The sequence below is a fragment of the Rheinheimera sp. B2H12 genome (genome assembly GCF_059620065.1).
This window is the reverse complement of record NZ_CM184363.1, coordinates 3,782,381-3,796,887: the sequence shown is the minus strand read 5'-3', so window position 1 is coordinate 3,796,887 and position 14,507 is coordinate 3,782,381. Positions and strand designations below refer to the sequence as shown.

Here is a 14,507-nt window from a genome sequence, read left to right as displayed (position 1 = left end):
TTGGCTGCGCAGTGTTGCATCAGCACTGAAAACATAAGCTTAGCTTAACCGAATAGATTAAATGAAATATTCTCAGTGCATGTGACGGCGCAGTAAACTGCTGATTTCTGTCGGGGATTGTTGGGCTCGCCGGCGAATTTTCTGGATCTGATCCGTGCGCAGCCATTGCCGTAATTTCGTTTCTGTTTGTTGCTGCAGTGCAGGCTGATGAAAGGCCAGCCGGTATTGCACCAGCGGTAAGAGATGGAAACTGCGGATCTGCTCTCTGCCGATATTCAGCTCTGCTAAACGCTGGTAAAAAGTGGCTTCATCCATCACCAGCAACTGAGTTCTGCCTTTGAGCAGTATCTGAATGGCCTGGGTATGATCCAGCATTTCCTGATAACTGCTGGCCTGACGGCTGACCTCAGCAAAAGCAGGTCCGAGCGCCAGATGCGCGTTTTGAAAAGCGGTCAGTTGACAACATGCCAGATCGGTCAGTCGCGTCAGTGACCGCTTGAAACTGTGCAGGGCAAACACTTTGTTCTGAAATTGCAGATAAGAGCTGCTGTAACTGAGATCAGGCAATTGCTGAGCCTGGCGGGTGGCGACATCAATTTTTTTTTCGCTGAGCAGACGCGTCAGCCGGGCGTATGGTGCTACCACAAATTCCACCTGATAACCCAATTCGGTCAGTAACAGATAACTGAACAAAATATCAAAGTTATTGGCCGGACCGGTCCGGCTGCCATTGATTTGATCACTAAAGCCAATACCGACTTTCAATACCGGCGCTGCGGCCTGCAGTTGCCAGCTTGACAGCGCAGTTAACCCAACGCTGAGCAGCAACAGGAGCAGCAAAGGTCTGCGTCGGTGATATTGCATTGATGTTCCTTTTTCAACGACCCGGCCTGAGGTTAGCAGATTTTTACCGACAGTTGACAGTCCCTGCGCTAAATTCTGTGCCTCTGTGCAGCGACCGGCCGAACTTTGATCTATAACTGACAGACCACGACCGCAGGGGTACTGGAACAGTAGTATTGGAACAGCAGCGCTGGAGCAGCTGTGCTGGAGCCATGTACAAGGAGCTTTTATGTCCGTCAGGTTAGGCTGTTGGTGCTGTCTGTTGCTAAGCAGTGCGGTGCCGGCCAAAGTTCTGTGGCAGGACTTTAGTGTCAGCCTGCTGCAAGGGGAACATTACCGGGTGTATTTTCCCAAACAGCAAGTGCTGACCTTTGAGCACAGTGCAGCCACCAGTTGGGGCGATAGTTTTTTATTTTATGATCATTTACGTGGTGAGGATGGGAGTCGGAATAATTATGCCGAATGGGCACCCAGGTTCAGCTTTAGCAAACTTAGCGGCAGGCAGCTTAGCAGGGGGATGCTGACAGATGTGTTGCTGTCAACACAGGTCGAGATGTCACGGACCCAGACTAATTATCTGTATGGCGTCGGGCTGGATTTTGCTATTCCTGGCTTTAAATACAGCAAGCTGAACCTGTTGCGACGAGAAAATGAGCACAGTATCGACAATTGGCAGGCGACACTGGTCTGGGGTTTGCCGTTTCAGCTGTTTGGTCAGCAGTGGTTGTATGATGGTTTTGTCGACTGGGCCAGTCCGGCGGGGAGCCAGCAAACACAGCTGAACTGGACTTCGCAGCTAAAATGGGCGCTGCATCCGTTGCTGGATCTCAGCTCACCTTTGTATTTGGGAGTAGAGTACGTCTACTGGCGACACCGGTTCGGACTGGCGGATACGCCGCAGCGACCGACCCGCGAGTCCAATCTGAATCTGTTAGTGAAATGGCATTTTTAGGCAACACATTCGTGGAGCACATTCGTGGAACACCGCAAAACGCGAAGTTGCTGACTCAGGGTCGTCAACTTCGCCTGATGCTGAGGTTACCCGCGCGCTTTAGCGGCCTTTTTCAGCGCTTTTTTCTTGGCAACAGATTTTGGTTTTTTGGTTTTACCCGGCGCTTTGGCTTCTTTGTGTTTTGGCCTTAATTCTTCAATAACCCGCCGTTTTAACGCTTGTTCAGTGTAACGTTCCACTTTGCCAACGATGCCAATATCATGGGCTTCGACCAGCGAAATGGCGATGCCTTTTTTGCCGGCGCGGCCAGTACGGCCAATCCGGTGAATATAGACATCTGCAGTGCGTGGCATATCATAGTTGATCACATGGCTGATATCCTCAATATCCAGACCACGGGCCGCGACGTCGGTGGCCAACAAAATCCGCACCTGACCATTGCTGAATCTGGACATCGCCTGCATCCGTTTGTCCTGCGGCATCTCGCCTTGCAGCCAGCAAGTTTTAATGCCAGCAGCTTCCAGTTGACCTGTTAAGGTCGCCAGCCGCTCTCTGGTTTTGATAAACACCAGCACCTTGCTCATTTCCGGCTGTTTTAGCAAATGGATCAACAAGGCCAGCTTGTGGTCGGCGTCATCGGCCAGATGGACCCACTGGGTGATTTTACCCATTTCACGCCGCGGTGGCGCTGCTTCCAGCAATACTGGCTCTTTCAGAGCCCGGCTGGAAAAACGACTGATGGCGACGCCTTCCAAAGTGGCAGAAATCAACATGGTTTGCCGACGGCGTTTGGCTTCGAGGATAATCCGATCCATTTCCCCGACAAAACCCATGTCCAGCATCCGATCGGCTTCATCCAGGATCAGCACTTCCACTTCATCCGCATGAAAACTTTCTTCATTGAGGTATTCAATCAAACGGCCTGGTGTGGCTACCAGTAAGTCGTTGTTTTTTTCTAAAGTTTCTTTATGGCTGCCGTAGTTAATACCGCCCGTAATCACCCCGGTGTTTAAAGTGGTGAACTGGGTCAGCATTTTGATTTGTTCATAAATCTGATAAGCCAGTTCACGGGTTGGCGTCATGATCAACACGCGGGCAAAGCCTGGGTCTCTTCTTGGAAAATCAATCAGATACTGAATTGCCGGTAATAAAAATGCTAAGGTTTTACCAGTGCCGGTGGGGGCGCTGGCTAAGATATCGCGGCCTTCCATCGCCACTGGGATTGCCAGTTGCTGGATGCTGGTTGGTTTTTGAAAACCACCAAAACTCAAGGCTTTATTGATGTCATCATCAAACTGGAAATCGTTAAATGAAGTTATTTCGGCTTGGCTGATTGCTTCAGTCACAGTCACAGTACCTTTTTTTTAATAAACTTACTAATTTTAGTCGGCCAGGCCGGTTTTGTCTGTTTCGGGCTGACAACCTCAGCCCGAATGGCTTACACTGCCAACCTGGTAAATAGTCCTGCTGCACAGATTGAACTGCCAATGACATAGGTCAGACGCAGGGACGTTGAGCTATTCATTTTTGTTGTCCCGGGCCGAACATGAGCACAGGTTTTCGCTGCAAACAATTTTATGTCGATCATGGCGACTGCGCCATGAAAGTCGGCACTGACGCCTTGTTACTTGGAGCCTGGACTCAGGTGCCAGCCCAGGGGGCACTGCTGGATATCGGCACCGGCAGCGGTATTCTGAGTCTGATGCTGGCCCAACGCTGTCTGCAAAGTCAGATTGACGCGATTGAGCTTGATGCCAGTGCTGCAGCTGTGGCAGCACAGAATTTTGCCGCCAGTCCATTTGCCGGACGCTTGCGGCTGATCAAAGGCGACATTCTAACCTATCCGGCCAGTGCTGACCATCCGTCTGAACGCCGCTATCGTCTGATCATCAGTAATCCACCGTTTTTTGTCGGGGCACTCAAAAGCACGGATGCCATGCGGCAGCAAGCCAGGCATACCGATTCGCTGCCCTTTGCTGATTTGTTGCGGGTGGTGGCACAATTACTGACTGCCGATGGTCAATTCAGTCTGGTGTTGCCCTGCGCTGAAGCCAGCTTATTGCTGGCGCTAGCCTTGCCTGCTGGCTGGCAGTTGGCAAGGCATTGTCTGGTGCAAACTGTGCCGGCCAAACCGCCGCTGCGCCGGCTGCTGACCCTGAGCCGGCCTGTAATAGACACAGGCCGCCCCCAGTCCGAGCCGGTCGCTGAAACTTTATTGATCCGAGATCAGCAAGGGCAATACAGCCCGGCCTATCGGCAGTTATTACGGGATTTTTATCTGAAATTTTAACCGGAGCCCAATGAGCCAACTCAGTGATTTACCACTCAGTCCCGCTGAGTTGGTGCAATTAAATCAGCAACTGCAGGGGCTGCATTTGCCAAATTATGGTCGTGGCAGTGTGCACACCGGTCCTGCCCGTACTTTGCAGCTCATTCAGCAATTGGGTTATTTGCAAATTGATTCCATTTATGTGGTGCAAAGAGCCCATCATCATATCCTGCACAGCAGACTCAGCGATTATCAGCCGGACTGGCTGGCCCAGTTACAGGCCAGCGGGCAAATTTTTGAGTACTGGTCGCATGCCGCTGCTTACCTGCCAATGGCCGATTATCGCTATAGTTTGTTTCGCAAGACCCAGTTGCAACAGGGCAAAAAGCACTGGTTTGCCGCTGATCATCAACAAATGCAGCTGGTTCGCCACAGGATCAGTCAGGAAGGGCCGCTAAAGGCCAGTGATTTTGTCAAAACCGAGCAGAAAAAAGGCAGTTGGTGGGATTGGCAACCGGCCAAACAGGCGCTGGAACAGCTGTTTATGCAAGGCGAGCTGATGGTGCTGCGCCGTGACAAGTTTCAAAAAGTATTTGATTTAACAGAAAGGGTATTGCCAGCGGGAGTGGATCAGCGGCTGCCGGATCTGTCGGAGATGGTCAGTTATCTGATCAATCGCTGTCTTGATAGTCATGGTTTTGCCACCGCAGCCCAGATCAGTTATTTACGCCAAGGTTTGAAAAAAGCGGTGTTGCAACAATTGCTGGAGCGGCAAGCGGGTGGGGAGCTGGCTTGTTTTGCCCTGCAGGGACAGCAGTATTTTTACCGGCAACAGTTGCCAGCGTTGCTGCGGGCACCGGCCAGGGTTTGGTTGCTCAATCCATTTGATAATTTATTGATCCAGCGTCAACGGGTACAGCATTGGTATGCTGCTGATTTTCAACTGGAAGTGTACCTGCCAGCCGCCAAGCGTCAAGTTGGCTATTACAATCTGGCGATTGTCTATCGGCAACAACTGGTGGGTCAGGTTGATGTGAAAGCCGATCGAAAGCTGCAAGTGCTGTTGTTACAACACCTGGTGCTGACCTGGCAACCACCGCAGCGCGCAGCCTTTGGCCGCGCCTTAGTGCGAGCTTTTGCCGATTATGCGGCTTTTAATGGTTGTCAGCGCTGGCAACTGGTGAAAGCAGAACCGCAATTACGCCATTGGTTGCAGTCGCTTGCCAGCACGGCTGAAAACCATAGCGAAGATAAGCTCTGGTAAATACCAGCTGAGCTGGCGGTGCGGCCCGGGCGATCAAAAAAAGCAGCCTGAGCTGCTTTTTTTAACCATGCTAGCTTTAGCTGCGAACAGCGGCTTCGCCAGTCGTGGTCTGAGCCTTAGCTGGCGCTACGCGCTTTGATGGTTTCAATAATTGGCGAGGCAGCAAAACCATTGCTGGCGGCCCACTCAGCATCACCCATTTTGGCAACCTGGCTGCCCGGTAACTGTTTGATAATGAACTCGGCCACGTCAGCAGCATTGTGCTTGATGGCAAACCGGATCATCGGCAGACCATCACAGGCAATACCGTCATAGACGTTTTTCAGCCGCATTCTGCTTTCAGACAAGGTTTTACGCAGGTTGTTTTTGTCGTTGCTGGCGACGTAAGAACAAAAGGATTGCGCCAGTTGATCGTTGGCACTGACAGATGTGGTGAATAATGGTGCAGTGAAAACAGCGATCAGAGGTAAGAATTTCAGTGTCATAGCCAGCTCCGGGTCCAATAAGTAATTGTTGATGCAACAAGTGGTCTCGGAAAGGCAGGTGGGATCCCAGCACGCAGTCACACAAAACAACAGTGTTGACTGACATCGTTAAACGATGGTAGCTCAGCCGTCATGGGTAATAAAACCGGTAGACCTGCAGCTTTGCGTGATCAGCTTTTCAGCTGACTTGCCCTTCAGTGGCGCGCATTCTATGCAAAGAAGAGGCCAGCTGCAAGCTATTTTTTGAGCAGTAGCGATAAAGTCGCAAAAAACTGTGACGAAATGGCAAGCCGTTAAAATAGTTTCAAATCAGTCATTTCCGCCACTAGTTGTTGCAACCAGACCGATAAACGTTCGTCGGTCAGGTCATACTGATTTTCATCATCCAGTGCCAGACCGTAGAACCAGTCGCCATCTTCAGTCACGGCTTTGGAGCGAATAAAATCATAGCCTTCGGTTGACCAAAAACCGATGCGCTGACAATCCTGCTCGGCAATCGCATGATGCAACATACCCAGCGCATCCTGAAACCATTCGGCATAACCAAGCTGGTCACCCATGCCATACAGTGCTACTACTTTATGGCTTAAATCAACCTGGCTGATATCGTCCCACTTCGCTTCCCAGTCTTCTTGCAGTTCACCAAAATCCCAGGTGGAAATCCCAAGGATCAACAGATCGTACTCGGTCATTTTCGCCAGTGGCTGCTGTTTTAAATTGTGCAAGGTTACACTGCTGCCTGCCGGCAATTGTGGATCCTGACTGAGCAGCGCCTGAATTTTTTCTGCCACCATTTCGGTATAACAAGTGGTAGAACCGTAAAAAACCGCAATTTTAAGAGACATAACGGGCCTGACAACAACAAAAAGAGTCACAGTTTAGCAGATGGCGTGGCGAGCACAAAGCCAGCCGCGTGCTCAGTGAGCGGACTTATTGTTAATAATTTGCTTCATGTTCCGCGCAAGGATAAGCTAGCTGCATGGACTAGGGGGCGCTGACACTTTGATAAATCCAGGTTGTCGCAGGTGCAATCGGCTGGCTGGCCAGTTGACGCGGCAAACGTTCTGGCTCCGGCCGCCATTTTATGCCAAAGTGGCAATTATCAATCGCCGTTCATCAGCAGCAAGCGATGGCAGAATTTTAATTTTTACAGCTTCATCCACCATAGCAGTCAGTCGGCTGAAGTGGGGATCACAAACAGGAATAGGACAATGAAAGGTGTTTTTTTGGGTCTGATGGTGGCATTCAGTGCTGTTGCAGCCGAGGCTAAAGTCCCGGTAGATAGTACATTAAAGACTGCTTTTGCCGATATCGGCCTGCAGATTAATTCAGTGGCGGATTCACCTATTCCGGGCATGTTGCAGGTGCTGACGGATAAAGGATTGTTTTTCGCGGCCAACAATGGCCAGTACCTGATTGAAGGTAATGTGTACGACCTGAAAAATAAAATGTTATTAAATGACCAGATTTTGCAGGCTGTGCGCAAAGAAGGCGTGGCAAAATATCTGGATTCAAGTATTGAATTTAAATCCAAAAACGAAAAACATGTGATTACTGTCTTCACTGACACCAGCTGTGGCTACTGCCGCAAGTTGCATAACGAACTGCAAACCTATCTGGACCAGGGTATCAGCGTGCGTTACCTGGCATTTCCACGCGGTGGACTGCAAGGTGGCACTTATCAGGAGTTGCAATCGATCTGGTGTGCGAAAAATCCGCAGCAGACCATGACCGCGGCCAAAGCAGGTGACAGCATTGATGCGAAACAATGCAGCAATAAAGTGGCCGAGCATTATGCATTGGGACAGAGTTTTGGTATCAGTGGCACCCCGGCTATTGTGTTACCGGATGGCAGTTTAATTCCGGGTTATCAACCAGCGGCTGCCTTAGCAGCGGCCTTGGCAACTAAGGTTGCAAAATAATCCGATGAATCAGCCGGTGCCTTTATTACAAGTCCGCCCGGTGCAGACCGAGGCGGCTTTTCAGTTGCCGGTCCACCCGGTGTTACAGCGGATATATGCCCATCGTGGTATTGGTTTGCCAGCGCAATTGCAACGTTCAGCTGCGCATTTATTGCCTTTTAGTCAATTAAAAGGTATGCCGGAGGCGGTAGCGCTGTTAATCGCAGCGCTGGAGCAACAGCAGCAAATTATTATTGTCGGCGATTTTGATGCCGATGGTGCTACCAGTACCGCGGTGTTATTGGCCGGACTGGCCGCTTTTGGCTTTCGGCGGGTGGAATATCTGGTGCCGAACCGCTTTGAGTTTGGTTATGGCTTATCGCCGCAAATGGCTGAACTGGCCGTGGCGCAGGGCGCTGAGCTGATTATCACCGTCGATAATGGCATTTCTGCCATCGAAGGCGTCTGGTTAGCCAAGCAGGCCGGCGTCAAAGTTTTAGTGACCGATCACCATTTAGCCGGCGCTGAGTTGCCAGCAGCTGATGCGATAGTCAACCCCAACCAGCCTGGCTGTGGTTTTGCCAGTAAAGCGTTGGCTGGCGTGGGAGTGGCTTTTTATCTGCTGTTGGCGCTGCGTTCGGCGTTACGGCAGCGGGGGGCTTTTAGCCAACAAGCTGAACCCAATTTGGCTGAATTACTGGATTTAGTTGCACTTGGCACTGTTGCTGACGTGGTGCCGCTCGATAGTAATAACCGCATTCTGGTGCATCAGGGTTTGCAGCGGATCCGGGCCGGTAAAGTACGGCCAGGTATTCAGGCGCTGATTGATGTGGCCAAACGCAAAGCTGAAAAACTGACGGCGACAGATTTTGGTTTTGCCCTGGCTCCCAGACTGAATGCGGCTGGCCGGCTGGATGATATGTCGATAGGAATTGCCTGTTTGCTGGCTCCTGATTTGCCCAAAGCACGGCAACTGGCCGCTGAACTGGACAGTCTGAACGTGGAAAGGCGTGAGATTGAACAAGGCATGCAAACGGAAGCGCTGGCGCTTTTACAAAAGCTGTCGTTGGCTGAACAGGAATTACCGGATTGTCTCTGTCTGTATCAGCCTGATTGGCATCAGGGCGTGATTGGTATTCTGGCGGGGCGGGTGAAAGAACGTTTTCACCGGCCGGTGATTGCTTTTGCCAAAGGCGATGACGGCGAATTAAAAGGCTCGGCCCGTTCAGTGCATGGGGTGCATATCCGTGATTTGCTGGAAGAAATTTCCAGTCAGTACCCTGGGCTTATTAAAAAGTTTGGCGGCCATGCCATGGCGGCAGGCCTGACGATAGCAGAAGATCGCTTGGATACTTTTAAGCTGGCGCTGAATTTTGTCAGCAAAAAGTATCTGACGCCCGAGTTATTAACTGCAGTGATATTTACCGATGGTGAATTAGCACCGCAGTACCTGAGTACTGAGGTGGCGGAATTGCTGCAGCAAGCCGGGCCCTGGGGTCAATCTTTTCCGGAACCTGTGTTCGAAGGCCGGTTTAAACTGGTGCAACAGCGGCTGCTGGGCGATAAACATCTGAAAATGATGTTACAAGCCAGTGATGGCAAATTGGTCGATGCTATCTGGTTTAACGCTGACAACAAGAATTGGCCCAATGCCAATGTGCAGCAGGTGCAACTGGCTTTTCAGCTCGATATCAATGATTTTCGGGATCAGCAAAATTTGCAGTTATTGGTCAGGCAGATGACCGCCTTGTAACTTAAACCAGCGCACGTTTTGGATAAAACGAACGCTGGTTTTTTTATCGTGTTAACTTAACCCGAGTTCTGGTTAACTTAGTTGACTTCCGCTTCTTTGACCGTATTGACGGGAGTTTTACTCAGGCTACTGATTAACCAGTAAAATAACATGGACAGTAGCAAGGTGAAAAACGCTGCCCACAAGGCTTTGTCCAGCGTTGGTTTGACACAGATAAAATACCCGAGCTGACCAATATTCAGCAGAGCGACCCCCCGCAGCATAATTTCTTTGTTAATCCGGTGCAGTACGTAAGCACCAAACGGCGCCATCAATAACACCACCGGATAGGCACAAAGCCAGGTCTGGAACTGGTAGTCGCTCAGTTGCTGATCATACAGATGACGATAGGCAAAACCCAGCACACTGATTGCGGCCATCAGCATGATACAGATATGGGTGGCAATTTTTTCCTGCATCCGAAAGCGCGTCACTAACAAGGTATACAGAATGATATCGGCTCCTGTGCCAAATAAGCTGGCACAGCAACCACCTAACAGCAGCATCAGCACCAGAAAAACCCGATCCGACAATTTCAGCACGGGTAAATGCGCCTGACAGCCGCGATGCTGACCCAGACTGTAAATCAGCGCAAAGCTGGTGATCAGACTTAAAAATAAAGCCTGGATGATATACACAGGTAAATGCTGCAATAACTGCATACCCAGGATAAAACCACTGAATGCAAAAGGGATCATCCAGAGCAACGGTTTGTAGGTTGCCAGTCGGCTGGCGCTATGGGTCAGAATAAAAATACTGGCGCTGGTCATGCCGACACTCTGGATCATCAGACTGAAATCCCGTGCCATTTCACGATCCACACTGAGAAAAATATTCAGCATCGGAAAAGCGACAGCGCCACCGCCTTCCGGTGTCACGCCTGCTACAAAGGCACCGAGCACCATAATGGCCGGGTAATACCAATGTTCAATTAAAAAATTTAAGTCATTCATCAGGTTAAATAGCAGCAGCCACACCAGCAGGGCAGAAATAAACCAAAACCTGAATACTTTACTGGCAAACATAAATTGCACTCCATGGCAGATAGGTAAATGCATTAGATACGAATTGTCAGCATATTGGCTATAGTTATTCAGCACTAGAGCTAGCTAACAGGCACTAAGCCGTTGGCTGAGTATTTTGTGGTGTCTGCGCTGCGTAGCGCATGTAAAAGGCTGCACCTGCTGGTGAAATTTTGCTACAATTGCCGCCTTATTTTTATGGCGCATTTAAAAATCATGTTTGAAGTCAACCCAGTTTATAACAGTATCAAAGACTTAACTGAACGCACTAACGTGCTTCGGGGGTATCTTTGACTACGATGCGAAAAAAGAAAAGTTAGAAGAAGTCTCGCGCGAACTTGAAGATTCGGCAGTGTGGAATAATCCGGAACGGGCGCAGGCGCTTGGCAAGGAGCGTTCGGCGCTGGAACAAATTGTCGGCACTATCGATAAACTTGATCAGGGTCTGGAAGACGTTGCTGGTTTAGTTGAACTGGCCGTTGAAGCTGAAGATGAAGATACCTTTGTTGAAGCGCAAACTGAGCTGGCCGATCTGGAAGCGCAACTGGCCAAGCTGGAATTCCGCCGGATGTTCTCCGGCAAAAGTGATCCAAGCGATTGCTACCTGGACATTCAATCTGGTTCTGGTGGTACCGAAGCGCAGGACTGGGCCAGCATGCTGATGCGGATGTATCTGCGTTGGGGTGAAGCTAAAGGCTTTAAACCTGAGCTGTATGAAGTCACAGATGGTGATGTCGCCGGTATTAAAGGTTGTACCATCAAGTTTACCGGCGAATATGCTTATGGCTGGTTACGCACTGAAACCGGCGTGCACCGGCTCGTGCGCAAGAGTCCGTTTGATTCCGGCAACCGCCGCCATACCTCTTTTGCTTCAGTCTTTGTGTCGCCGGAAGTCGATGACGACATCGAAATTGAAATTAACCCGGCTGATCTGCGGATTGATACCTACCGCGCATCCGGTGCCGGTGGTCAGCACGTCAACAGAACCGACTCTGCGGTCCGTATCACTCACTTACCCACCAATATTGTGGTGCAGTGTCAAAACGACCGTTCGCAGCATAAAAACCGCGATAACGCTTATAAGCAGTTACGCGCCAAGCTGTATGAGTTTGAATTGCAAAAACAAAACGCTGAGAAACAAGCACTGGAAGATACCAAGTCGGATATCGGCTGGGGTAGTCAAATTCGTTCCTATGTGCTGGACGACTCGCGGATTAAAGATTTGCGCACTGGGGTGGAAACCCGTAATACCCAATCGGTATTAGATGGTGACCTTGACAAGTTTATCGAAGCCAGCTTAAAAGCCGGTTTGTAATTTTCGCTTAAAATCAGGAACTTAAAATGTCTGAACAAAACAATCCGATTGAAGAACATCAGGACGTCAATAAGCTGATCGCGGAGCGAAAACATAAGCTGGCAGCACTGCGTGAGCAAGGTAATGCCTTTCCGAATGATTTTCGGCGTGACGCCACTTCGGATCAGATCCATGCCCAGTACGAGCACCTGAGCAAAGAAGAGCTGGAAGAAAAGAAAATCCGTGTCACAGTGGCTGGCCGGATGATGCTGCGCCGGATCATGGGTAAAGCCAGTTTCACCACTATTTCCGATGTTGGCGGTAAATTGCAGCTGTATGTAGCGCGCGATAGTCTGGCGGAAAATGTCTACAACGAAGGTTTTAAAAAGTGGGACTTAGGCGATATCATTGGCGGCAGCGGTGTGCTGTTCAAAACCCAGACCGGTGAACTGACAGTTTGGCTGGATGACATCCGTTTACTGACCAAAGCATTGCGGCCATTACCGGACAAATTCCACGGTTTAACCGATCAGGAAGCTTGTTACCGGCAGCGTTATTTAGACTTGATTGTCAACGAGCAGTCGCGTAAAACCTTTTTAATCCGTTCAAAAACAGTGGCTTACATTCGCCAGTTTTTCAACAGTAAAGGCTTTTTAGAAGTGGAAACCCCAATGCTGCAAAGCATTCCTGGCGGCGCTTCGGCCCGTCCTTTTGAAACGCATCACAATGCGCTGGATATGCAGATGTTTCTGCGCATTGCACCTGAGCTGTATTTAAAACGGCTGGTGGTGGGCGGTTTTGAAAAAGTGTTTGAGCTGAACCGTAACTTCCGTAACGAAGGTGTGTCGACCCGGCATAACCCAGAATTCACCATGCTGGAATTCTACTGGGCTTATGCTGATTACAACGATCTGATGGACTTAACGGAAGAGTTATTCCGCGGTCTGGCGCAATCCGTACTGGGCAGCACTGAAGTGCCATATCAGGGTCATATTTTTGATTTTGGCAAACCATTTGCCCGGATGTCGGTGACTGAATCTATCCTGCACTACAATCCTGACGTGAGCATTGCGCAGTTAACCAGCCGTGAAGCTGTGGCTGAACTGGCAAAGTCGTTAGGCATTGAAGTCAAAGCCAATTATGGTCATGGCCGTATTCTGATGGAAGTCTTTGATGAGCTGGTCGAAACCAAGCTGCAACAACCGACCTTTATCACTGAATATCCGGCTGAGATTTCACCATTGGCGCGTCGCAACGACCATAATCCGGAAATCACGGACCGCTTTGAGTTTTTCATCGGTGGCCGTGAATTAGGCAATGGTTTTAGCGAGTTAAACGATGCCGAAGATCAGGCCGCTCGTTTCCATGAACAAGTGGCACAAAAAGCCGCCGGTGATGACGAAGCCATGTTCTATGACGAAGATTATGTCACTGCACTGGAGCACGGTTTACCGCCGACCGCAGGTCAGGGCATTGGGATTGATCGGCTGGTGATGTTACTGGCCGATGCCGCCAGCATTCGTGATGTGATTTTATTCCCGCATATGCGCCATACTGACAAACATGGTATGTAAGCCACCGCCTTGCAGTTGCAGCGGTTAAGCAGCAAAAGCGACTGTACTGTTTACGCAAAATCCCCTGCCATATCGGCGGGGGATTCTTTTTCCGCACTGAGCATGCCGCGACTCAGTCGCAGTTGCCAGCCACCAGCCACCAGCCACCTGCCACCGGAGGCAATGAGGGCTGCTGGCCTTTGTTCCTGAAACATTGTTGTGCCTTGCTACATTTTTTATTGCTGATTCAATTGGTTAATTCATTTTTTTTTACATTTTCGCAGGCATTTTCGGGCATTTCTGCTATACCTTATTCAACTGAAACCCAAAGCCGCTGGTTTCATGGTGCTGTTTTTTCAGTGAATGACTTTACGATACAGCTTTACCATGGTGCTGGCGTTGCTGTGGGACCAACTCTGATGGAGAATGCCTATGTCTGTTCGAGCCACTGTGCTGTTGTCAGTCGCTACTTTCTGCTCCTTTCCTGCTTTGGCCGCTGTTTCTTCGACTGTAACCCTCACCAGTAATTATTTGTTTAATGGCATCACGCTGACCGAGCACGATCCGGCTTTACAGCCAACTCTGGACTGGAGTAGTGGGGAGGGGTGGTATGCTGGCCTGTGGGCTTCCAATGTAAAGTTTTCACCCGGCACTGAGCTGGAGTTTGATGGGACTGTGGGGTATTGGACCCAACTTACCCCTGATTGGCTGCTGGATGTCGGGGTAGCGCAATATACCTACCATGGCAGTGACAGCGCCAACAGCGAAGCTTTTAATTTTCCTGAAGCCTATGTCAAATTGTCATACCAAAATACCAAACTGGGTTACTGGTATGCATCAGATTATTTTGGTGCCGGTGGTGGTCATTATATTGTGGCGTTATTCCAGACTTTTCAACTGCATGAAAACGGCACTTTACTAATGACGGTCGATCGTTCTACCTCGACCCAAACTGATAAATTTTTACGCGATACCGATGGCACCTATCATCACTGGCGGATTGCTTATAGCAGCAGCTTTGTTGGCCTGAACTGGACCCTGGCTTTTGATGATACCGATCTGGCGTTGCCAGTGCTGGGAGATGCCAAAGTATCGCTTTCGGTGGCAAAAACTTTTAACTGGTAATAAATCA

The 14,507-nt window shown here is 49.9% G+C and carries 14 protein-coding genes and 1 riboswitch; of the genes, 8 read left to right on the top strand and 6 right to left on the bottom strand.

Features of this window, described 5'->3' with window-relative positions; translation table 11 throughout:
* Positions 1-72 precede the first annotated feature (72 nt).
* The gene (locus AC53GJ_RS16275) at positions 73-864 is read right to left on the bottom strand and encodes a transporter substrate-binding domain-containing protein (RefSeq protein WP_496729274.1); all 792 of its coding nucleotides are present in this window, start codon (positions 862-864) and stop codon (positions 73-75) included.
* Between the two features lie 208 nt (positions 865-1,072).
* On the opposite strand from AC53GJ_RS16275, the gene AC53GJ_RS16270 reads away from it, so the two are divergent.
* Positions 1,073-1,795, top strand: coding sequence for an outer membrane protein OmpK (locus AC53GJ_RS16270; RefSeq protein WP_496729273.1), 723 nt, complete (start codon positions 1,073-1,075; stop codon positions 1,793-1,795).
* A gap of 86 nt (positions 1,796-1,881) precedes the next feature.
* On the opposite strand, the gene srmB is transcribed toward AC53GJ_RS16270, so the two are convergent.
* Positions 1,882-3,141 (bottom strand): ATP-dependent RNA helicase SrmB, encoded by a 1,260-nt coding sequence (gene srmB / locus AC53GJ_RS16265; protein WP_496729271.1) that lies wholly within the window; start codon positions 3,139-3,141, stop codon positions 1,882-1,884.
* A gap of 200 nt (positions 3,142-3,341) precedes the next feature.
* Here srmB and AC53GJ_RS16260 point away from each other — a divergent pair, with 200 nt between their 5' ends.
* Together AC53GJ_RS16260 and AC53GJ_RS16255 are read left to right on the top strand one after the other, a co-directional pair.
* Complete coding sequence (locus tag AC53GJ_RS16260; protein ID WP_496729269.1) at positions 3,342-4,085, top strand: tRNA1(Val) (adenine(37)-N6)-methyltransferase; 744 nt, start codon at positions 3,342-3,344, stop codon at positions 4,083-4,085.
* 10 nt (positions 4,086-4,095) lie between these two features.
* Entirely contained in the window at positions 4,096-5,328 is a 1,233-nt protein-coding gene (locus AC53GJ_RS16255; RefSeq protein WP_496729267.1) for a winged helix-turn-helix domain-containing protein, read from the top strand.
* 116 nt (positions 5,329-5,444) lie between these two features.
* Here the strand turns inward: AC53GJ_RS16255 and AC53GJ_RS16250 are convergent, their stop codons facing one another.
* Positions 5,445-5,813, bottom strand: coding sequence for a DUF3718 domain-containing protein (locus tag AC53GJ_RS16250; protein WP_496729265.1), 369 nt, complete (start codon positions 5,811-5,813; stop codon positions 5,445-5,447).
* Between the two features lie 114 nt (positions 5,814-5,927).
* Positions 5,928-6,015, bottom strand: a riboswitch (cyclic di-GMP riboswitch).
* A gap of 91 nt (positions 6,016-6,106) precedes the next feature.
* Positions 6,107-6,658: a flavodoxin FldB gene (fldB, locus tag AC53GJ_RS16245; RefSeq protein WP_496729264.1), complete on the bottom strand. Its 552-nt coding sequence runs from the start codon at positions 6,656-6,658 to the stop codon at positions 6,107-6,109.
* A gap of 366 nt (positions 6,659-7,024) precedes the next feature.
* Here fldB and dsbC point away from each other — a divergent pair, with 366 nt between their 5' ends.
* Together dsbC and recJ are read left to right on the top strand one after the other, a co-directional pair.
* A complete protein-coding gene (gene dsbC, locus AC53GJ_RS16240; protein WP_496729263.1) occupies positions 7,025-7,735 on the top strand; it encodes a bifunctional protein-disulfide isomerase/oxidoreductase DsbC in 711 nt (236 codons plus the stop codon).
* A 4-nt stretch (positions 7,736-7,739) separates the two neighbouring features.
* Complete coding sequence (gene recJ / locus AC53GJ_RS16235) at positions 7,740-9,467, top strand: single-stranded-DNA-specific exonuclease RecJ (protein WP_496729262.1); 1,728 nt, start codon at positions 7,740-7,742, stop codon at positions 9,465-9,467.
* 77 nt (positions 9,468-9,544) lie between these two features.
* Here the strand turns inward: recJ and AC53GJ_RS16230 are convergent, their stop codons facing one another.
* Positions 9,545-10,531 (bottom strand): sulfite exporter TauE/SafE family protein, encoded by a 987-nt coding sequence (locus AC53GJ_RS16230; RefSeq protein ID WP_496729260.1) that lies wholly within the window; start codon positions 10,529-10,531, stop codon positions 9,545-9,547.
* 213 nt (positions 10,532-10,744) lie between these two features.
* Here AC53GJ_RS16230 and prfB point away from each other — a divergent pair.
* A protein-coding gene (gene prfB / locus AC53GJ_RS16225) for a peptide chain release factor 2 (protein ID WP_496732807.1) occupies positions 10,745-11,843 on the top strand; the annotation gives its coding sequence in 2 pieces (ribosomal slippage) (positions 10,745-10,819 and positions 10,821-11,843; 1,098 coding nt in all).
* 26 nt (positions 11,844-11,869) lie between these two features.
* The gene (lysS, locus tag AC53GJ_RS16220) at positions 11,870-13,396 is read left to right on the top strand and encodes a lysine--tRNA ligase (RefSeq protein WP_496729258.1); all 1,527 of its coding nucleotides are present in this window, start codon (positions 11,870-11,872) and stop codon (positions 13,394-13,396) included.
* Positions 13,397-13,446: 50 nt separating this feature from the next.
* On the opposite strand, the gene AC53GJ_RS16215 is transcribed toward lysS, so the two are convergent.
* The gene (locus AC53GJ_RS16215; protein WP_496729256.1) at positions 13,447-13,590 is read right to left on the bottom strand and encodes a hypothetical protein; all 144 of its coding nucleotides are present in this window, start codon (positions 13,588-13,590) and stop codon (positions 13,447-13,449) included.
* A gap of 217 nt (positions 13,591-13,807) precedes the next feature.
* On the opposite strand from AC53GJ_RS16215, the gene AC53GJ_RS16210 reads away from it, so the two are divergent.
* Positions 13,808-14,500, top strand: coding sequence for a TorF family putative porin (locus AC53GJ_RS16210; protein ID WP_496729254.1), 693 nt, complete (start codon positions 13,808-13,810; stop codon positions 14,498-14,500).
* Positions 14,501-14,507: the final 7 nt, after the last annotated feature.

Excerpts from the sequence above, each read along its gene's own strand:
- AC53GJ_RS16230 (WP_496729260.1), bottom strand. The coding sequence starts at position 10,531 with ATGTTTGCCAGTAAAGTATTCAGGTTTTGGTTTATTTCTGCCCTGCTG.
- AC53GJ_RS16250 (WP_496729265.1), bottom strand. The coding sequence starts at position 5,813 with ATGACACTGAAATTCTTACCTCTGATCGCTGTTTTCACTGCACCATTA.
- AC53GJ_RS16270 (WP_496729273.1), top strand. The coding sequence starts at position 1,073 with ATGTCCGTCAGGTTAGGCTGTTGGTGCTGTCTGTTGCTAAGCAGTGCG.
- AC53GJ_RS16275 (WP_496729274.1), bottom strand. The coding sequence starts at position 864 with ATGCAATATCACCGACGCAGACCTTTGCTGCTCCTGTTGCTGCTCAGC.
- AC53GJ_RS16210 (WP_496729254.1), top strand. The coding sequence starts at position 13,808 with ATGTCTGTTCGAGCCACTGTGCTGTTGTCAGTCGCTACTTTCTGCTCC.
- AC53GJ_RS16215 (WP_496729256.1), bottom strand. The coding sequence starts at position 13,590 with ATGTTTCAGGAACAAAGGCCAGCAGCCCTCATTGCCTCCGGTGGCAGG.
- recJ (WP_496729262.1), top strand. The coding sequence starts at position 7,740 with ATGAATCAGCCGGTGCCTTTATTACAAGTCCGCCCGGTGCAGACCGAG.
- lysS (WP_496729258.1), top strand. The coding sequence starts at position 11,870 with ATGTCTGAACAAAACAATCCGATTGAAGAACATCAGGACGTCAATAAG.
- AC53GJ_RS16260 (WP_496729269.1), top strand. The coding sequence starts at position 3,342 with ATGAGCACAGGTTTTCGCTGCAAACAATTTTATGTCGATCATGGCGAC.
- dsbC (WP_496729263.1), top strand. The coding sequence starts at position 7,025 with ATGAAAGGTGTTTTTTTGGGTCTGATGGTGGCATTCAGTGCTGTTGCA.
- fldB (WP_496729264.1), bottom strand. The coding sequence starts at position 6,658 with ATGTCTCTTAAAATTGCGGTTTTTTACGGTTCTACCACTTGTTATACC.
- AC53GJ_RS16255 (WP_496729267.1), top strand. The coding sequence starts at position 4,096 with ATGAGCCAACTCAGTGATTTACCACTCAGTCCCGCTGAGTTGGTGCAA.